Source organism: Candidatus Zymogenaceae bacterium, from assembly GCA_016931225.1.
Lineage (GTDB): Bacteria > Desulfobacterota > Zymogenia > Zymogenales > Zymogenaceae > JAFGFE01.
The window spans coordinates 76,472-95,463 of sequence record JAFGFE010000008.1; the positions used below are offsets into that span (position 1 = coordinate 76,472).

General features: G+C 60.0%; 15 protein-coding genes. 10 read left to right on the forward strand and 5 right to left on the reverse strand.

All coding sequences use genetic code 11. The features are described from left to right. The first annotated feature begins 3 nt into the window (after positions 1-3). The 8 genes from JW885_03590 to JW885_03625 all read left to right on the forward strand — a co-directional run bounded on the left by JW885_03590 (position 4) and on the right by JW885_03625 (position 10,124). Positions 4-1,452 (forward strand): aminotransferase class III-fold pyridoxal phosphate-dependent enzyme, encoded by a 1,449-nt coding sequence (locus JW885_03590; GenBank protein MBN1881234.1) that lies wholly within the window; start codon positions 4-6, stop codon positions 1,450-1,452. A gap of 136 nt (positions 1,453-1,588) precedes the next feature. Beyond that, a complete protein-coding gene (locus JW885_03595; protein ID MBN1881235.1) occupies positions 1,589-2,584 on the forward strand; it encodes an NAD-dependent epimerase/dehydratase family protein in 996 nt (331 codons plus the stop codon). Between the two features lie 200 nt (positions 2,585-2,784). Further along, a complete protein-coding gene (locus JW885_03600; protein MBN1881236.1) occupies positions 2,785-4,401 on the forward strand; it encodes an FGGY-family carbohydrate kinase in 1,617 nt (538 codons plus the stop codon). A 25-nt stretch (positions 4,402-4,426) separates the two neighbouring features. Next, positions 4,427-5,089, forward strand: a complete 663-nt coding sequence (locus tag JW885_03605) for a class II aldolase/adducin family protein (GenBank protein MBN1881237.1) — start codon at positions 4,427-4,429, stop codon at positions 5,087-5,089. Between the two features lie 95 nt (positions 5,090-5,184). Then, complete coding sequence (locus JW885_03610; GenBank protein ID MBN1881238.1) at positions 5,185-5,859, forward strand: HAD-IB family hydrolase; 675 nt, start codon at positions 5,185-5,187, stop codon at positions 5,857-5,859. Positions 5,860-5,974: 115 nt separating this feature from the next. Next, positions 5,975-7,657 carry a sulfatase gene (locus tag JW885_03615; GenBank protein MBN1881239.1) on the forward strand — a complete coding sequence of 561 codons (1,683 nt, stop codon included), beginning with the start codon at positions 5,975-5,977 and terminating at the stop codon, positions 7,655-7,657. Between the two features lie 282 nt (positions 7,658-7,939). Continuing rightward, entirely contained in the window at positions 7,940-9,280 is a 1,341-nt protein-coding gene (locus JW885_03620) for a hypothetical protein (GenBank protein ID MBN1881240.1), read from the forward strand. Between the two features lie 106 nt (positions 9,281-9,386). Further along, positions 9,387-10,124, forward strand: a complete 738-nt coding sequence (locus JW885_03625) for a tetratricopeptide repeat protein (protein MBN1881241.1) — start codon at positions 9,387-9,389, stop codon at positions 10,122-10,124. 133 nt (positions 10,125-10,257) lie between these two features. Here JW885_03625 and JW885_03630 read toward each other — a convergent pair whose 3' ends face one another. Both JW885_03630 and JW885_03635 read right to left on the reverse strand, forming a co-directional pair. Beyond that, positions 10,258-11,475, reverse strand: a complete 1,218-nt coding sequence (locus JW885_03630) for an MFS transporter (GenBank protein ID MBN1881242.1) — start codon at positions 11,473-11,475, stop codon at positions 10,258-10,260. A gap of 263 nt (positions 11,476-11,738) precedes the next feature. Next, positions 11,739-12,023 carry a DUF202 domain-containing protein gene (locus tag JW885_03635; protein ID MBN1881243.1) on the reverse strand — a complete coding sequence of 95 codons (285 nt, stop codon included), beginning with the start codon at positions 12,021-12,023 and terminating at the stop codon, positions 11,739-11,741. 247 nt (positions 12,024-12,270) lie between these two features. Between JW885_03635 and JW885_03640 the strand changes: the two genes are divergently transcribed. Continuing rightward, complete coding sequence (locus tag JW885_03640; protein MBN1881244.1) at positions 12,271-12,909, forward strand: MBL fold metallo-hydrolase; 639 nt, start codon at positions 12,271-12,273, stop codon at positions 12,907-12,909. 142 nt (positions 12,910-13,051) lie between these two features. On the opposite strand, the gene JW885_03645 is transcribed toward JW885_03640, so the two are convergent. From JW885_03645 to JW885_03655, 3 genes are all read right to left on the reverse strand, one after another. After that, positions 13,052-14,764 (reverse strand): long-chain fatty acid--CoA ligase, encoded by a 1,713-nt coding sequence (locus JW885_03645; protein ID MBN1881245.1) that lies wholly within the window; start codon positions 14,762-14,764, stop codon positions 13,052-13,054. Positions 14,765-14,971: 207 nt separating this feature from the next. Then, the gene (locus tag JW885_03650) at positions 14,972-16,975 is read right to left on the reverse strand and encodes a hydantoinase/oxoprolinase family protein (protein ID MBN1881246.1); all 2,004 of its coding nucleotides are present in this window, start codon (positions 16,973-16,975) and stop codon (positions 14,972-14,974) included. A gap of 10 nt (positions 16,976-16,985) precedes the next feature. Then, the gene (locus JW885_03655) at positions 16,986-17,675 is read right to left on the reverse strand and encodes a hypothetical protein (protein MBN1881247.1); all 690 of its coding nucleotides are present in this window, start codon (positions 17,673-17,675) and stop codon (positions 16,986-16,988) included. A gap of 536 nt (positions 17,676-18,211) precedes the next feature. On the opposite strand from JW885_03655, the gene sppA reads away from it, so the two are divergent. Beyond that, on the forward strand, positions 18,212-18,982 hold the full coding sequence (gene sppA / locus JW885_03660; protein MBN1881248.1) for a signal peptide peptidase SppA: 771 nt from the start codon (positions 18,212-18,214) through the stop codon (positions 18,980-18,982). Positions 18,983-18,992 lie beyond the last annotated feature (10 nt).

The following is an 18,992-nucleotide window of genomic DNA, read 5'->3' on the forward strand; positions in this document are numbered from 1 at the left end:
CCCATGAGCACCAATACATACGCCATTTCCAAGTGGCCGGACACCGGGGAAATATACGAAAACCTCAAGAAGCTCATCAACCAGCCCATTCGTCCCATTTCCCAGGACAAGATGAAAGAATACCTGGATTATTTCGAGACGAAATGCAAAAAATCGAAGGCGCTCACCGATGAAGCCAAGAAATATATCCCCGGCGGCGTCCAGCACAACCTGGCCTTCAACCATCCCTTTCCTATCGCCATAGACAAGGCCGAGGGGGCCTATTTGTGGGATGTGGACGGCAATCGCTACATCGATTTTCTTCAGGCCGGGGGACCCACGCTTTTGGGCAGCAATTATCCGGACGTGAGGGCGAAGATATTCGAACTGCTCAACACGTGCGGCCCGGTGACCGGGCTGTTTCATGAATACGAGCTGAAGTTGGCAAAACTCATCAACAAGCACATGCCCGCCGTGGAGATGTTCCGCATGCTCGGCTCGGGCACCGAAAGCGTCATGGCCGCCATCCGCACCGCCAGAACATTCACCGGCAAGAAGAAGGTCATCAAGGTCGGCGGCGGCTATCACGGGTGGAGCGACCAGATGGTCTTCGGCATGCGCATTCCGGGGCTGGGAGCCTTCGACGCCCACGGTATCCCGTCGGGGTGTCTTGAGCATACCCAGGAATTTTATCCCAACGACATCGACGGCCCCAACGGCCTGAAGGCACTACTCGAGAAGAACGAGGCCGACGGCGGCACTGCAGCGGTGATCGTGGAGCCCCTGGGGCCAGAGAGCGCCACTCGCCCGGTGACGCGCGACTTCAACGCGAGGGTCCGGGAGCTGTGCGACGAACATGAGACGCTCTTGATATTCGATGAGGTGGTCACCGGATTTCGTGTGGGCATGGGCGGCGCCCAGGGCTATTTCGGCGTGAAGCCCGACCTGACGATATTCGGAAAATGCGTCACCGGGGGATATCCCGCGGCCGGCGGCATCGGGGGACGCCGAGACATCATGGAGACCCTGGCGGCGGGGCTGCAGGCCCTCAAGCCGAGGGCGATGGTGGGGGGAACGCTGTCGGCCAATCCCCTGAGCTGCGCGGCGGGGTACTACTCGATCCTTGCCATCGAGGAAAACCAGGCCCACATCAAGGCGGGCAAGGCCGGGGATCGCCTCAGGGCCGGCCTCGCGGAGATCATCGGGAAGTACGACCTCCCGTATGTGGTCTTCAACCACGGCTCCATCACCCACCTTGAGACCTCCGGGGTGATGCTCCTGGACATCGACCATCCCAATTTCTTCGACGAGGTCACGAGCAGAAAGCACATGATGGAGGAGATGGGGGCTGCGTTCATGGCGGAGGGCATCGTGACCCTGGCGGGAAGCCGCGTCTACACATCCATGGCCGATACCGATGAGGTCATCGACGACGCACTGGAGCGGTTCGAGAGGATTTTCAGCCTGGTATAGCGCCGTACCCGTGCCGTGAAGCGGGGACTTCTTGAGTGAAGAGACACATGTCCCCGATGGCGGATCGTGCATGCGGCCGCTCCGGTACGGCAAAATTACGGCGTGAGCCCCACATCACCCACAAGGAGGTTTCGAAATGAAAACACTGGTCACGGGTGCCACCGGATTCATTGGCTCGACGATTGTCAGAGAGCTTTTGAATGACGGTGCGGAGGTACGGGTGACCGCCAGGGAGAACAGCGATACGCGGAACATAGACGGTCTGGATGTGGAGGTGGTAGAGGGCGACACCCGGGACAGGGCGTCCATGCGGACAGCTCTCAAGGGGTGCGATACGCTCTACCATGTGGCGGCCTATTTCGCCCACTGGTCGCTGAATAAAAATCTTTTCTATGAGGTGAACGTCGAGGGTACGAAGAACATTCTCGCAGAAGCCCTGTCTCTGGGACTTGAGAAGGTCGTCTACACCAGCACCTCCAACACGATAGGCTCTCATGGGGCCGGCAATTTCGTAAACGAAGAGGCCGAGTTCAATGCGTGGGAGACGGGCGATCATTACGCGATTTCAAAGTACCTGGCCGAGATCGAAGCCAAGAAGATATGTGACCAGGGCCTCCCCATGGTCATCGTAAATCCGACCCTGGTCATCGGCGTCCGGGATATCAAGCCCACCCCCTCCGGGAAGCTGATCATTGACATTGCAAACAGGGAGATGCCGGGGTATATCGACGGTGCGATCAACATTATCGATGTTCAGGATGTGGCCCGGGGACATCTGCTCGCGGCTGAAAAGGGGCGAATAGGGGAACGATATATCCTGGGCAACGAAAACGTGACAGTCGGCGATTTTTTCAGGCTGGTCGCGGAAATCGCCGAGGTAAAGCCGCCCCGATTGAAACTGCCGTACCCTGTGGCATTGCTGCTGGGGCATATCTTTGAAATACAATCCCGCATTACGAAAGAGACCCCCGTTGTTTCCCTCTCTCAGGTGCGCATCGGAAACATGGGCGAACACTTTGATAACTCCAAGGCTGTCAATGAACTGGGTCTTACGATTACGCCCATAAGGACCACAGTCAAGAATACCGTTGATTGGTTCATAGAACACGGGTATATTCATCGAGGGGCGTGATAATCGCGCGTGGGGTAATGTGATACGCCGGGGATATTGGTGCCGTGATACGAGCCTGGGGGCATCGGGACGTATCGTGTCGGGCGGTGTACCTCAAGTGACGGGTATTGAACGGCATGGTGGATACAGAGCGAAAATGCGTGATCGGACCGAACGCCGATTGAAAATTAAAATAGAATACCTGCCGCAAGGAGAACAGGATGACGGACGAATCGACGCTGGTGTTGGCGCTGGATGTGGGAACGACGGGCTGCAAGACATGCCTCTTTCGGATCGGAAAAACCGTGGAACAGCTCGACAACGCCGTGGTGGAGTACCCGCTTTACATGACAGAAGACGGCGGTGCGGAACAGAAGGTGGATGAGTGGTGGGACGCCCTGTGCCGCTCGACGAAAATGCTGCTGGATCGCGGAAAGGTCACAAAGGACGCCGTCGCCGGCATGGCCTTCAGCTGCCAGATGCAGGGATCGGTGCTGGTGGATAAGTCGGGTCAGGCCCTTCACAACCCGATGACCTACATGGACAGCCGCTCCACGGAACAAATCGCCCGCTACCTGTATCGGGGGCTGTTTCGCATCGAGGGATGGAACGCCCGGCTGACGGTGAGGTCGCTTTTGATCACCGGCGGCCTGGCGGCCACCCCAAAGGACCCGTTGTGGAAATATCACTGGGTCAAGGACAATCGCCCCGATATCTTCGAAAAGGCGTACAAGTGGCTGGATGTGAAGGACTACCTGGTGCTTCGCTGTACCGGGAACTACGGCATGACCTATGATTCCGCCCACCTCACCTTTGTGTATGACACCCGCCCCGGAAAGCTGGGCTGGCATAAGGGACTCTGCAGGACCTTCGATGTGAACATGGATCACCTGCCGCCGGTCGTCGCCTCAACCGATGTGGTGGGGACGCTCACAGAGCAAGCGGCGAGTGATCTGGGCCTGAAACCCGGGATTCCGGTCTTCGGCGGCGGGGGAGACACCTCCATGACCGCCGTCGGCGCAGGCTGCGTCACGAACTACGATACCCACATCTACATCGGCACGTCCGGCTGGGTGTTGTCGAACTTCGACAAGCGAAAGGTGGACGTCGGCAATTTCATCGCGTCGATTCTGGGTCCCATACCGGGTCTCTACTGCTACGTCGCCGAGGCCGAGACGGCCGGGGCGTGTCTCCAGTGGGTCAGGGATCATTTGGCGCTGGACGAGATCGGCGTGTACCTGGAAGAGCATCCGGCGAAGGATCCCGAGGCGAAGAAGGATCGGCTCTTTGAGCTTCTGAACCGGGCGGTGAGCGACACCGAGCCGGGGGCGGGCGGGGTGATCTTCACCCCCTGGCTTCACGGCAGCCGGTCGCCCCGGGAGGATGCGTACGCCCGGGGGATATTCTTCAACCTGGGGCTGAACACCGGGAAACGCATGCTCATCCGGGCGGTGCTGGAGGGCGTCGCCTATCACGACCGCTGGATGCTGGAGGCGGTGGAAAAGCAGATCCCCCGGCGGGAGACGGTGCGGCTGGTAGGCGGCGGCGCCAAGTCGGAAGAGTGGTGCCAGATCATGGCCGACGTGACGGGGCGGAAAATTGAAACGGTCAGGCGTCCCCAGGACGTGGGTGCCATGGGTGCCGCCGTGGTGTGCGGCGTGGGTCTCGGGATTATTGAAGGCTTCGAGGCCGCATCAGACTTCATCCAGGTCGACAGGACCTATGAGCCCAGGGCCCAATATCGGGAGATGTACGATCGCAACTTCGCGGTGTTCAAAGACCTGTATGAGAAGAACAAAAAGCTATTTCGCCGCATGAACGAGAGAGACCAATCGTAGCGGATATCAAAAGAGGATACCGATCATGACAAAATACAAAGAAGATCGCCGGGCGATTATCGACGCCGCCCTGTGGCTTCAGGGCCAGGGATATTTCGGACCGGAGCTCGCCACCGCCGGGAACGTGTCCAAACGTATTGAGAATGAGGCCCTCATCGCCATTACCCCGTCGGGCAGGCCCTATCAGGAGCTGAAAACCGACGATATCGCCGTTCTGGACATGGAGGGTGCCCTGGTTTCGGGCAATTTCCCGCCCAGCGTCGAGCTGGGGCTGCACCTGGGTGTATACGCCGCCCGGGCTGACGTGCAGGCCGTCGTCCATACCCACCAGCCGTATGCGAGCATTTTGGGGCTTCTTGACGAGGCCATCCCGCCGCTCTTCGACGACATCACCATGGCCCTTGGCGGAGAGGTGGAAGTGATTCCCTACGCCCTCTCGGGCTCCGCGGAGCTGGCGGAATTGACGGCGAAGGCGACAAAAAGCGGGCGGCACGCCTTTTTGATGAAAAATCACGGGGCGGTGTGTCTCGGGAAATCCCTGGACAAGGCGGTGAAGAACGCAGCACTCTTGGAAAAGCTCGCCCATGTCTACTATCACGCCCTGGCGTCCGGGAAGAAGGTGTTCCCCCTGCCGGAAGAGACGGCGACGATGCTGGCGGAAGCCGGCAGGACCAAGGAAGGCATTTAGCGATAGATTCCCCCCAGGGGACCACCGGGATACGCCGCCGCATTTTTGCGTGCGGCGATCCCGGTGGTTTTTCATTTTTCACGACCGGAAGCAGTATGCGAAGTGCAGCTCTCTTCGATTTCGACAACACGCTCATCGATAATGACTCCCAGGGGCTGGAGGTGGAATACTTCTGGCGGCGACGGGAGATCTCTCCTGTGCGGATCGCGCACATCGTCTTTGTCCATCTGATCACCACACTCAGGATTGCGCCCAAGGCGGCCATAGTCCGGGCGTGCATCGCCACCCACCGGGGGCGGGATCGTCGGGAGCTGTTTGAGCACGGGGAGAGGTTTTTCCGGGAGGTGACGAGCCGCAGATTCTTCCCCGAGGTGGTTGAGAGGATGCGGGAGCACAAGGACAGGGGGGACCTGGTGGCCGTCCTTACCGCCTCCCCCGCCCACCTGGTGGCCCCGGCGGCGCGTGTCCTGGGGGTGGACCTGGTGGTCACCACGCAGCTGGAGGAGGATGCGCGGGGGCTCCTCTCCGGCCGCACCCGTGGGAAGGTGAATATCGGGTCTGTGAAGGCGGAAGCCGCCCGCACCCTGCTGGCCGAACACGGCATCGATCCCTCCCGTGCGACCGCTTATTCCGACGACCAGGCGGACCTGGAATTTCTCCTCACAACGGGACGGGCCGTGGTGGTCAATCCGACGCCGCGGCTCTCCCGCATCGCCCGAAAGCGGGGGTGGGAGATCATCCGGCCGCTTTCCGTCAGTCGTCTCGACTGACATCTCACATTATTTCCCCCTCTTTTTTCGAAAAAAAGGTTTATCCCGGTGGGGAAATCGGCTACACTGGGGCCAGTATCATTCCATTTTCATAACTGGTCAAAAGGAGCGGCATATGAAAGATGAATGTACCGAAAAACGTCCCGGTATCGGGATTCATACTAATGAGCGACCGGTGAGCCGCCGATCGTTCCTGAAGCTGGGGGCCGCCGGGGCGGTGTCCGCCGGAGCGATGCTGGCGGGCTGCGCGTCGAAGGAGTACACATCCAGGGTCATGACGGACATCGACCCCGCGGTGTACGTCGATCCGGCCAAAGACGCCCTGCCGGTGAGTGACGTGGTTTTTCCAATGGAGGGATTTACCGGCACGCCGCCCAACATTATATATATACTGGCAGATGACATGGGCTACGGCGATCTTTCCTGCTACGGCAGCACGGCCATTACCACCCCGAATATCGATCGACTGGCCGATGAGGGGATGCGCTTCACCGATTTTTACGTGTGCAATGCCCTGTGCTCACCCTCCCGGGCGGGGCTTCTGACCGGGCGCTATCCCCACCGCACCGGCGTGACCTTCCCCTTTCCCGCCGAGGGCGGCTCCATCATAAAGGAGTTCATGCGCTGGGTGGGGCACCAGTTCGCGAACCTCGGCGCCCTGGACCTTGTGGCCGGGTACAGCATCGCAGGTGGGCTGCCGCTGTCGGAGATCACCATCGCCGAGGCACTGAAGCTGTCCGGATACGCCACCGCCTGTATCGGCAAGTGGCACCTGGGCGACTTCACGGTGAACGAGGACTACCTCCCCCGGAAACACGGCTTCGATTACTTCATCGGCTTCAACGGCGCCAACGACGACTGGCCGGTGGCGTTCTGGGAAAACGAGACGGAGCTGGTGGAGGATATCGGGCTTTCCCAGAAGCGATACACCCGCCTGTTCCATGAAAAGGCCATCGAATTCATGGAGCAGTCGAAGGATGATAAGCCTTTCTTCCTGTATCTCGCCCACAAGGACCCGCACCAGCCCTGCTTCCCGGAAGACGAGTTCGAGGGATCGTCGTTCGGCGGCCCCCACGGGGATACGATCATGCAGATCGACTGGAGCGTCGGCGAGATCATGGCGTATCTGAAGAAAAACGGTCTTGACAGAAACACCCTGGTCATCTTCACCAGCGATAACGGCCCCTGGTTCGACGGCAGCTCCGGGGGACTGAGGGGGAGGAAGGGACAGAGTTATGACGGCGGATTCCGCATTCCCATGATCGCCCGGTGGCAGGGGACGATCCCGGCGGGCACGGTCTCTTCTGAGCCGGCCATGAACATCGATTTCTTCCCCACGTTTCTGGCCCTGGCGGGGCTTTCCACCCCCATCGACCGCGTTATCGACGGAAGAGATATCAAGGGGCTTTTGACCGGGAGAGACAAGAAGTCGCCCCATGAAGCGCTTTTTTTCTTTCACGACAACGAGATCGAAGGGGTCCGGTCCGGGAAGTGGAAGTATTACCGTTATGCCAATCACGGCTGCTGGCCCATTCCCCTGGACAAACCCAACACCTTCGTGGGGGCCAACGGCGCCGCCCGAACCTATACGTATCCCGTGGAGACCGGGGAGATGAAGACCGTCCCCGCCCTGGCGACATGGCCGAATCTCTACGATATGGAGCACGATCCGTCGGAGAGCTACAACGTCATCGAGCGTTACCCGGAGGTGGCGGAAGAGCTTTCCCGCATGCTCGAGGAGTTCGAAAAGGAGTTCTACAAGAACCCGAGGGGATGGCTGGACACGAAGTCTACGTGATCCCGCTTCCGGGCGGAACGGGCCGATCACATCCATCAACATACTCAGCCCCGGCGGGCGGCGTCATTGTCCGCCGGGGCCTCCGTGTCTCCGCCCCCCCTCCCGCTACGCCCGACTTCGGCACTGCGCGATCTCCCTTCACCGCCGCCGCACTCCTTTCCGAGGCCACCGCATCCGTTGCGTACGGAAGACGCCCGTGACGGCGCCCGTTGACACGGGGCCGCTTCTTTGTATATAAAAACAGGGACACATCGATACCTTACATCTGAGAACAGGATTGCCATGAATGACACCAACGTTGCCCGCAGGCTCGGTCCCGGCGAGGCCTTTTACTGGATGGTGGATCGGGTCTGCACCGCGAACTTCACCGTCGCCGCCCGGCTGTCGGGCGCCGTCGATGAAGGTGTTCTGAAAGGGACCCTCGAAAAGATGCCCGCGCGTCACCCGCTGCTTAAAGTGCGCATCTCGGATGAGCCGGGCGGGCCGGTCTTTCGCATCGACGGAGTGGGGGAGGTTCCGTTTTCGGTCATGGACACGGGTCCCGATGAGTGGGCGGAGCATGCCGCCTCACAGGTGAACGAGGTATTCGACTGGCGCCGGGGTCCCCTGGCCAGGGTGGTATGGCTCCGCCACGGGGGGGATGAATCGACGATGCTTGTCACCTTTCATCACGCCGTGGGGGACGGCGTATCCGCTGGATTCCTGATTCGGGACATTCTGGCCGTCTTGAAGGGAGCGATAGGCGCCCCGAACGACACCGCGGCGTCATCGTTTCCCCCATCCCTCACTGAGATCATCCCCGAATACACCCGGGGAGCGAGGGGTGCGGTGCGCTACGCCCGGGAGATGGCCCGGGCGGCGCGGATCATGGCACGACGGGGAAGGCTCCGGGCGGTGCGGCCCGACCGAAAGGCGGACCCCCGATCTCTCAGGGCCGGGATCGTCCCCCGGTTTTTCGATGTCGATATGACCGGGAGGCTTATTGAGCGGGCAAGGGAAAAGGGTACCACGGTGCACGGCGCCCTGGCCGCGGCGGTGCTCTTGGCGGGGATAGAGGATGTTTCGATCGAGCGGAACGCGCTTTTGGCCCTGGGGTCTCCGGTGGATATGAGAGGGCGCGTCCCGACGCCGATCGGAGAGACGGTGGGGATGTACGCCTCGGTCATGGGGACGCTCCACGTTGCGGGACCGAACACCCACCTCTGGGATCTGGCGCGGGAGGTGACCGACCGGATCCGTGAGGGGTTCGACCGTGGCATGCAGTACACCTGGGAGCCGATGACCTTCGAGGTGATGGAATTCATCCGAAGGCTCACCGGGACAGACGACCGGGGGGCCGTGCGCTTTACGAAATGTGCGGTTGCGCTCTTTCCGTCCACCGGATTCGCCTTGACGAACATCGGTAGGGTCGGGGGACTCAATACGGGAGGCGGGCCGAGGGTCAGGTGGGTGTCGCTGGTGCCGTCCGTATCCGCCTTCGCCCACTCCGCATGGGCCGCGGCCACGGCGGGGGGTGTTTTATGTCTGAGCCTGGTCTACATGGAGCCGCTGCTTTCCCGGCCCCACGCCGAGGGGTTGATGGAGGGGGCCGCTTCCCTCCTTACGGCCGCTCTTGAAAAATGATCCGGAGTCGATGGGACGGACGGCGCGCCGGGTACGGGAGGGGTGATGGGTGGGTGCGGGATCGTCTGTCAATCTTTTATATGTATTTTATTACGAGGAATCGGTTATGAAACAGCGAATAACGATGAGTGCAGTACTCATTCTCCTCTGTGTGTCGGTCGTTGGACTGGCCCAGACGGCCGAAGACGTGTATTACGAGGCCGCCGAGTTTTACAACGCCAGGGACTATGCAAACGCCGAGGAGCTCTATTCGAAGGTGATAGAGATGGACCCGGAGTATGTCGCCGCGTACGGCGGCAGGGCGATGGTCTATTTTGAGACCCGTCGATATGATAAGGCTCTCGAGGATTTCACCTGGGTGTTGGAGAGAAATCCGGACAACATCATCGCCCTGATGTTTCGTGTGATATGCTACAGCAGCCTGGGAAGATATGAGGAGGCCCTGGGGGATTTCGACAGGGTCATAAGGCTGGAGCCGGAGGCAAAGTGGCCGTACGCACTTCGGGGCCGCTATTATTACTACGAGCTGGGGAAATTCGATGAGGCCCTTGCCGATTTCGCCGCGGCCCTGGAGGAGGACCCGGAGTACACCCTTGGACTCACAGGCAGGGCCGAGACTTACCGGGAGATGGGGCGGTATGACGAGGCGCTTTTCAACATCGAGGCGGCAATGGCGGTCATCGGGTCGGACGATCCAGACCTCCGCTATATCCGGGGGAGCATATATGCGGCGATGGGAAACACCGACGCCGCACGATCGGACCTGGAAGCGGCGTGCCGAGGCGATTCCCTGGTGTACAAGGACGACGCCTGTGATGCGCTCTCACGCCTGTCGGGGCAATAGGGAATTCATACCGGAACGGGCCGCAAAGGCCCGCCGCACCCGATAAAAGAGGGGCGCGTCGATCCTGTGGATATTTCCCATGGGATTCAACGCGCCCCCTTTTTTGTTTATGCCGCTTTGATGCGGTCTGTTCCTATTCCTTTTCGATCATCTTCGATTCCTTGATCAGCATACACAGCACCGCGTTGATCAGCATCAGGCCGATGAATATCAGCATGAAGGGGGTCATGGAGCCGTCCTCGGTCCTGAGTATATCCATACCGATGATGAAAATGATCCCGGATATCTGCCCCGCCAGCACCAACAGCCCCTGGGAGGTGGCCTCCGGCGCCGGAAAGGTGATCTCGCTGCCGTACTGGTAGCCGATGGGGCCCGCGGCCATGAAGAAGAATCCGAAGAAAAAGCACGACACCAGAAGCAGCCAGTAGCTGGCGGCGAAGGTGATCCCCACCAGGCCCGGTATCGTGAGAAGCAGGGCGTAGAGGATAAAGGGCTTTCGCTTTCGCTTCTTGTCGGACAGTGCCGGGACGATGACGGCGCCCAGGATGCCGCCGACGAGCATCACCGCTCCGGCCATGCCGGCCTGAGTGATGTCAAATCCCCGAGGCTTCAGAATCTGCTCGATCCAGGTGGTCACGGCGTTGAACATGCCCAGGGCGATGAAGAAAACGACGATGAGGATCAGCATATCCTTGACCGTCATGATGTGCTTGAGCCCCTCGAACACGGAGTGACGCTCCATCGTTCCCTCCGGGTCTGGGGACGTGGGCGGTTTTTCACGGGCGAAGATCAGGAAGACCGCAACGCCTACGACGGTGGCGACCGCGTAGATCATCAACATACCCTTCATGCCGTGGTTGATGTAGAGATAGGGGGTCAGGGCCATGGCGACGGTGATGCCCAGAAGCTGGGCCAGCACCGCGATCCCTGCGGCAGTCGCCCGCTCCTGGATCGGGAACCACCTGGCGGCCACGGCGGTCACCGAGTTGAGGATAAACGGCTGCGCCACGGAGAGGCCGATCTGGGCTATCAGGACCATGGTGTAGCTCTCGGCGTAGAACCCCTTGACGAGGCCGAAGATGCCGGTAAGCACCGCCCCGACGCCCACGCCGATATGGATGCCGAATCGATCCACAATGTAGGAGGCCGGGATCGACATGATCAGGTAGACGATCATGAAGATCATCGACAGCATACCGATCCAGAATTCGGTCACCCCGTAAAATTCCACAGCCGCGCTGGTGATCGGCGCGAAGGTGATCCAGTGGAGTTGCATCAGGAGATTGATGATAAAAAAAACGGCGAGCACGACCCACCGATACCCGTATACCTTGATTCGGTCGTCGGTCATAAGTCCTCTTTCTTGAATAAAAATGAGAAGGAAAGGCATTATTGGAGGACGCCGCGGGTAATGTCGTGGGTGAACATGCATCCCCCCCGCTCTCAAATGGGCGCGGTTATCTCTTTGTAGTATATTATTAGACGGCTTGTCAACAATTTTCTTGTGAGGTGCCGGATTTCACATCCCGTCCTGAATGGATTGTGGTATGAGCCCGCCGATCGTGCCGTCACCCCGTATCGTCGCCGCGACCTCGATGAATTCGTATCGGGGGGTCATCGGATGTATTTAATCGCCCTCTTCATCCTCATATAATATATTACGCCCAGTAACAGCACCAGGCCGCTTATGGGGATGAACATCCACCCGATGATAAGGAGTATTCGAGGCTCGAAAAAGTGGATAAAGGTCACTCCGGCGATGAACAGCGTCAGGGCGGTACGGATATAGGCGAGAAACGTCCGGGTATTCGCCATAATGGTGCGGTCGATGGCCAAAAGATCCCGGATGATCAGGCTTTCCCGGTCGAATCGGGTGTAGGGGGATTCTCTCCGTTTCATGGAAGTGGTGTTTCCCGTGTGATTAAAAACAAATGATATCCCTTCCCGGCGGTCTCGTCAAGGGGGACAGGATACAATTTCCAGGAACGGATACCGGCCGGCGGCGTGGGAGACGGATCGGATCTCTTTTCTTTTCCATCTCCCCCGTCGGGAATAAAAATGACTTGCCAACGAATACGGAATACGGTAAAAAGTACAAACACGCTGAGAATGAGAGATATTTGAGTGGAACGAGGAGTCGCTGTCTATGATCATTAAGCAACTTCAGGTGGGGAGGCTGGCGGTATTCTGCTACATTGTCGGGTGCGAGGAGACCGGGCAGGCAGCCCTCATCGACCCGGCGGCGGATACCGAGCGCATTATCGATATGGTGACGTCCCTGAACCTGAAGACGGTCTACGTCATCAACACCCACTGCCACCCGGACCATACGTCGGGCAATAGGGACATCGTGGAGGCGACCGGGGCGAAAATCATTATACATACCGATGAAGCGAAGATGCTCTCCGGCGTCATCAACAAGACCTTTACCGCCATGTTCGGCGGGAAATCCTCGCCGCCTGCGGATATCACCGTCGCCGATGGAGACGTCATTACCGTGGGAAACATCGCGCTCGAGGTCATTCACACACCGGGACACTCACCCGGGGGCATCTGTCTCTGGGATCGGGAGAAGAACGTCTTCACCGGGGATACGCTCTTTGTGGCGGGGGTGGGCCGCACCGATCTCCCCGGCGGCTCCATGCGGGTGATGATGGACTCCATCAAGACGAGAATCCTCACCCTGCCGGACGACACGGTCATCTGGCCCGGTCACAATTACGGCCCCACGCCCAGCTCCACCGTTGCCCGGGAGCGGGAGGGAAATCCCTTCCTGTCGTTCTAAAAAACGTACACGGATGGAAACAAACGGGGCGGCGCGTATCATACGCGCCGCCCCGTGTAAGTTCATCTTTTGTTTCCAGCCGCCGGCCCGCCCCCGAGGGCGGGCCGCTCCGGATCGACGGTTAAAACCGTCCGGTCTCCGTCTATTGCGTCGTCGGGACGCCCCCATCGCCCCCCTTGGAGAGCTTTCTCTCCTCTTCGTCCCTGAGGATCTTCCTGAGAACCTTTCCCATCATGCTCATGGGGAGCTCGTCTCTGAATTCATAGATCTTCGGCACCTTGTAGGCCGCAAGATTCTCCCGGCAGTATGTTTTTATCTCCTCTTCGGTGGCGGTTTCACCCTCCTTGAGGACGATAAAGGCCTTCACCGTCTCTCCCCGGTAGGGGTCCGGGACTCCTACCGCGACGGCGTCCATGATCTTGGGATGGGCGTAGAGCACCTCGTCGATCTCCCGGGGATAGATGTTGTAGCCGCTGGCGATGATCATGTCCTTTTTTCGATCGACGATATAGAAAAACCCCTCCTCGTCTCTGACGCCGATGTCACCGGTATAGAGCCACCCGTCCCTTAGCGTCATGGCGGTTTCCTCGGGTTTTTCCCAGTATCCCATCATGACCTGTGGCCCCGTGATGATCACCTCTCCCGGCTCTCCGATGGGGACCTCCTTCGCGCCTGTTTCCAGATCCACCAGCTTCGCGTCGGTGTTTGGAACCGGGAACCCGACGCTCCCCACCTTGCGTCTGCCGAAAAAGGAATTGGCGTGGCTCACCGGGGCCGCCTCGGAGAGGCCGTACCCCTCGATGATCCGCCCGCCGGTCAGCTCCTCGAATCGGTTCATCACCGCAACCGGCAGGGGCGACGCCCCGGAAAAGCATCCCTTCAGCGATGAAATGTCGTGCTTCTTCAGCTCGGGGTGCTCGATGATTCCCACGTACATCGTGGGCACGGCACAGAAGTAGGTGGGTCTGATCTTCGGGATGGCCTTGAGCAGCATGTCCACGTCGAATCGGGGGATGAGCTGAATCTCGGCGGCCTGATAGACCGGAATGACGGTACACATGGTCAGGCCGTAGATGTGAAAGGCGGGAATGACCGAGATGTAGCGTTCCTCCCCCTCGACGGCGTTGGTAAAATAACAGCCGATCTGGATGGTGCACGCCACGATGTTTCGGTGGGAAAGCATAACCCCCTTGGGGACGCCGGTGGTGCCGCCGGTATACTGCAGCAGCGCCAGGTCCTCGGGCTTCGCGCCCCGGTAGGAATCCTCCAGCGGCCCGGTATCGGAGACGAGATCGGTGAAGAAAAAGACCCGCCGGTCCGGCTGCACCTTCACCCACATCCCCTGCTTTTTGGCGGCGATGGGGTAGAACAGCGCCTTCAGGGCCGGGAGGTAGTCCCGGATGTTGGTGACGATGACCCTTTTGAGCGGCACATCGCCCATAATTCCCTTGATGCGCCTCTCCCACAGGACATCCAGGGTGATGAACGTCTCACAGCCCGAATCGTTGATTTGGTAGATCAGCTCCCGCTCGACATACAGCGGATTGAAGCCCACGGCCACGGCGCCGATGCGAAAGGCGGCGTAGAAGGCGATGACCGACTGGGGGCAGTTGGGAAGGCTGATGCCGATGCGATCGCCCTTCTTCACCCCCAGCTCCACCAGGGCCGCCGCGAAGCGGTCCACCTTCTCCTTCAGTGTGCGATAGTTCATGCGGGCGCCCATGAAGTAAGTGGCCGGATTGTTCGGATAAGTCTCGGCGCTCCGTGTCAGAATGTCGTAAATTGTCACATCGGGGATCTCCATGGTTGGAGTGACCCCCTCGTCGTAATACTGGTGCCAAATACGATTATTCATAAACGCCTCTGTATATAAAGTGGGTAAAAAAGCGTGTATACGAACATACGCTGCAAAATTTTCTATTATATAACAAAATCACTATGGGAAAGTCAACCGGCTTTTCAGGTTCGATTCTTGCCGGGAGCGGCGGCAACGAATGGATCGGGAAAGGGCGTCGTCCGGAATGCGGGCGGTATGCATTGGTCGGAAGGGTTTCAAGCCGGGTTACACGGCGGCGGTGCCGGGCCGTCCCACGGCGCGAAGCACAAGTGTGCTCTCCACGACAAACCTCGATTTCCCCTCGCCCACGGCTGTCTCCCGCCATCCCCCGTCGATCTCCACGTCCACACCGCCGTTTTCCATCACCACACGTACGGCGTCGCTCGAGAGCATCTCCCAGGCCGTCCGCTTCGCCTCGTCCAGTGTCTTGAATTTCGTCGGTTTTTCCATGCCGAACAGGACGTACCCCTTCGTCGTATCGGACCGAACAACGGCGGTCCGGGTTTCCATCACCACCCCGCTGACCGCCCCCACGGCGTTCGCCACCGGCGCGTCTTCGGGGACGGCAAGCCTGCACACAAGCCGCTCGGCCGCCGGCTGCAGGAAGAGCTGGGCCGGCGCGCCGGCGCCTACAAGGACCCGATCGAGCACAAACGAAATCCCCAGGCCCGACCCGTTGTCGCTCCCGTGGAGCCACCCGGTCACGGTATCGGCCAGGACCCCGAATCTCTGAAAGTTCCCCTCCCCGTCGTGGCCGAGGACGGCGGTGATCGCCTCGAGGATCACCCGCTCGGAGAGGAGTGCCTGCACCCGACCGGAGAGCTCCCCGGGCGGAAGCGAAAGATATGCAGCCGCCGCCTCCAGGGCGAGCTGTGACGCCTCCACGTCCCCCACCCGGCAGCTCCCCCGGGCGTTGAAGATATCGGTCGGCGTCAGGCCCGCCCGGATCAGCACACCCCGATGGATGAGTCGATCCAGCACCCTCTCGGCGCGAAAATGCTCGGTTCCCCGTCCCAGGTCCTCCGCCCGTACCGGAAAGCGGGCGATTTTGTCATACAGCTCCTGCTCGTCGTTGGGAAGATTGTCGAACATTCGCGGCGTCGACCCGGGGCCGGCGGCCACAAAATCCGTGGGCCGACGCCTCGAAGAAGAGCCGGGCGTGTCTTCCCTTCGGGAGAGAATATCCTTTATGCCGGGATGTTCCTCGGCCAGTCTCCCCAGCGGCAATATCCTGCCGGGGCCGATGACGATGTCCGGGGAATAGAGGGAGTAGTCGATGATGCTGTCTCCCCCCAGCCCCACGGTGCGGGCGTCCACGGCGTGGATGCTGGTGCGCCACTCCCCCACCCGCGCCCCCCGATCGGAGAGGCGGGGGAGCCCGCCGTCCAGGATCGCAATGTCCGTGGTGGTTCCCCCCACGTCCACCACAACGGATCGGTCTATGTCGTGCTTCCCCAACAGGGCCGCCGATCCTACAACGGACGCGGCGGGGCCCGAAAGTATCGTCTCGATGGGGCGCTCACGGGCGGTTTTTTCGCTCATAAGGGACCCGTCTCCCTTGACCACCATCAGGGGGGCCGTGATATTCATGGCACAAAGCGCGTGACCGACGGCGTCCAACAGCTCGGCGATGAGGGGGATGAGTCCGGCGTTGAGGGCGGCGGTGACCGCCCGGACCGGGAAGTTCAGATCGGACGAGAGCCGATGCCCCGAAACCACCGGCAACCGGGACTTTTGAGCAAGAAGCTTCTCGACCCGCAGCTCGTGGTCGGGATTTCTGACGGAGAAGTATGCCGCGCACGCGAACGACTCCACATCGCCCCGGACGGCCTCGGCGAATCGACGCACCGCGTGTTCGTCCAGAGGGGCCGTCTCCCGTCCCGCCACGTCGTGCCCACCGGTGATCCTGACGGTCCTGACCCGGGGTATCGGAACGGAGACGTCTCCGTCATATCCGACGATGATCAGTCCCACGGGCCTGCCGGTCCGCTCCACGATGGCATTGGTGGCCAGCGTCGTGGAAAGGCCCACCATGCCGATCTCGGCGAATCGTCGGACGTCGAGTGCTTGGATGGCGTTGATGACTCCCACGGAGAGATTCGAATGGGTGGTGGGGGCCTTTGCTCGTGACACGACTCGACCGGCCGACGCATCCCAGAGGGCCGCGTCGGTAAAGGTGCCGCCGGTGTCGATACCGAGAAAGAGCAAAGGGGAGGTGTCGTTCGGCATATGGTTCGTCTCAGGATTCAAAGATGAGTCGCATGTCCCGACCGGTGCACCGGGGCCGGTCGCATAAATCGCACGAGGTCAGTGTGAGAATATTCTTCTCGTCTCCGATGCCCACAATGGCGGAGACGCTCTTTTTCGGATTCATCAGGCAGGAATCGTCAAGACTCACCCCGATGGACTCCGCGTCCACCAGGGAAAACAGGGCCCGTTGGTCTCTCAGATCCCAGTGGCATTGACCGGGACCGAAGGGGGCGGTCATGGAAAGCCCCCGGGACGTCGCCTCCTCCTTTTCGAGGCGGTTTCTGAGGTGAATTCCCACAGACGCCAGGGCCGCAGTGCCCAATACGTCAAGCAGCATTCCGCCCAGGGAATCTCCGTCCGCGAAACGGCGGGACACCTCCCGATCGACTCCCGGGCCGATGGTCATTACGCAGACCGCCGCCATATCGGCCCCCGTGAGGACTCGAATCGGCATCGTCCCCGTAAACTCGACCGATCCCAGGACGACCCGGCCATCGTCGATCTCTCCCACCTCGTACATCTCCCACACGGCCCTGGGCACCGCCAGCTCCCGGCAGGTATCCGCAAGGTCCCAGGCCAGGTCACGTATCCTTTTCGGGGCCGGGCGGATGTCCCCATACCCGCAGAGGCGGAGCGCCCGCTCCGGATCGACGTAAAAAGGAATATCCATTTCTCTCATAGCGATCGGATTCCTTTCGGAAGGGGATCGGTGTGTACATCGTCGGGCATACACGGATGTACGACGGACCGCGACCGATGCGGTCGTCCCGGCGCTCGCACACGTCACAGAATGTTGGGGCCCTGACGGATTCCTGTGGGCCGATACCGAAAGACTATATCCGCCCAAATCCCACGGACACCGTTCGGAGAACGCTCTCGATCAAGTCGCCGCCGTCGTCCGGATCGACGTGGTACGTCGGATTCTCCGGCATCGATGCGTACGGCGCGTAAAAAAAGCATATAAGATTACAATGTATCATAGGTTTTCGGCATGTCAAGACGTTTGAGATGCATGACCGGAACGGGGAACAGGGGCGGCATCCCTTTGAAAACACAGGGATATCCGAAAGAGGCGACGGATACGATACCGACTCTCTCTCTTTTCTCCTCTTGACTTATGGTATCGTTTCTGATACAGTACTTTGAATTTTCATCAGGCGTTGACTCATTGGGAACGGGGAATTCTGGAACAAGCGCCGCATTCACAGAAATCACATGAAAAAAAGAACACGCACTCTTTTTAGACGGGGTGTCATTGCCGTCATCCCGATCGAAGGGGTCATCTCGGTCAAACAGGTGGACCCGTATCTTGATCTGATAGAGCGGGCGGAGAAGACGCGGAAGATTCGGGGAGTATTGATCAAGCTCTCCAGCCAGGGCGGATCCATCACCGGGACGGAGCTTCTGTACATGGCGATGATGCGCCTGAAGGAGAAAAAGCCGCTTTTCGTCTGGACAACCATGGCGGCGTCGGGGGGGTATTATGCGGCCTGCGCTGCCGATAAAATCCTGGCCCCCTCCACCGCCATCATCGGCAGCATCGGAGTGATTTCCATCAAGCCGGTGATATCGGGGTTGCTTTCGAAAATCGGCCTCAAGATGGAGGTGCTCAAGGAGGGGGAGTATAAGGACGAGAGCTTCTTCTTTAAAAATACCACGAAGGAGGGGAGGGAGCGGGCCCAAGCCATCAATAAGGAGGTCTATGAGGACTTCGTCTCCGTGGTGGCGTTGGGCCGCGGACTTGACGACGAAACCGCCCACAGCGTCGCCACCGGGGAGATCTTCACCGCGAAGAGAGGGCTTTCCCTCGGTCTGGTGGACGGCCTGGGGGATTTTCGGGACGCCCTGGAGGAATTGGCTCGGGAGGTGGGTGTGCCAGAGGAACGGGTGGTGTATCTCAAGCCGAGACGCTCGCTTCTTTCCGGCATCTTCGATCGGAGCCTGGCCCGGGGCGCCCGGGGGATTCTTGAGGAATTCTTCGGGTAACAGACCGGAC

Excerpts from the sequence above, each read along its gene's own strand:
- JW885_03590 (MBN1881234.1), top strand. The coding sequence starts at position 4 with ATGAGCACCAATACATACGCCATTTCCAAGTGGCCGGACACCGGGGAA.
- JW885_03595 (MBN1881235.1), top strand. The coding sequence starts at position 1,589 with ATGAAAACACTGGTCACGGGTGCCACCGGATTCATTGGCTCGACGATT.
- JW885_03600 (MBN1881236.1), top strand. The coding sequence starts at position 2,785 with ATGACGGACGAATCGACGCTGGTGTTGGCGCTGGATGTGGGAACGACG.
- JW885_03605 (MBN1881237.1), top strand. The coding sequence starts at position 4,427 with ATGACAAAATACAAAGAAGATCGCCGGGCGATTATCGACGCCGCCCTG.
- JW885_03610 (MBN1881238.1), top strand. The coding sequence starts at position 5,185 with ATGCGAAGTGCAGCTCTCTTCGATTTCGACAACACGCTCATCGATAAT.
- JW885_03615 (MBN1881239.1), top strand. The coding sequence starts at position 5,975 with ATGAAAGATGAATGTACCGAAAAACGTCCCGGTATCGGGATTCATACT.
- JW885_03620 (MBN1881240.1), top strand. The coding sequence starts at position 7,940 with ATGAATGACACCAACGTTGCCCGCAGGCTCGGTCCCGGCGAGGCCTTT.
- JW885_03625 (MBN1881241.1), top strand. The coding sequence starts at position 9,387 with ATGAAACAGCGAATAACGATGAGTGCAGTACTCATTCTCCTCTGTGTG.
- JW885_03630 (MBN1881242.1), bottom strand. The coding sequence starts at position 11,475 with ATGACCGACGACCGAATCAAGGTATACGGGTATCGGTGGGTCGTGCTC.
- JW885_03635 (MBN1881243.1), bottom strand. The coding sequence starts at position 12,023 with ATGAAACGGAGAGAATCCCCCTACACCCGATTCGACCGGGAAAGCCTG.
- JW885_03640 (MBN1881244.1), top strand. The coding sequence starts at position 12,271 with ATGATCATTAAGCAACTTCAGGTGGGGAGGCTGGCGGTATTCTGCTAC.
- JW885_03645 (MBN1881245.1), bottom strand. The coding sequence starts at position 14,764 with ATGAATAATCGTATTTGGCACCAGTATTACGACGAGGGGGTCACTCCA.
- JW885_03650 (MBN1881246.1), bottom strand. The coding sequence starts at position 16,975 with ATGCCGAACGACACCTCCCCTTTGCTCTTTCTCGGTATCGACACCGGC.
- JW885_03655 (MBN1881247.1), bottom strand. The coding sequence starts at position 17,675 with ATGAGAGAAATGGATATTCCTTTTTACGTCGATCCGGAGCGGGCGCTC.
- sppA (MBN1881248.1), top strand. The coding sequence starts at position 18,212 with ATGAAAAAAAGAACACGCACTCTTTTTAGACGGGGTGTCATTGCCGTC.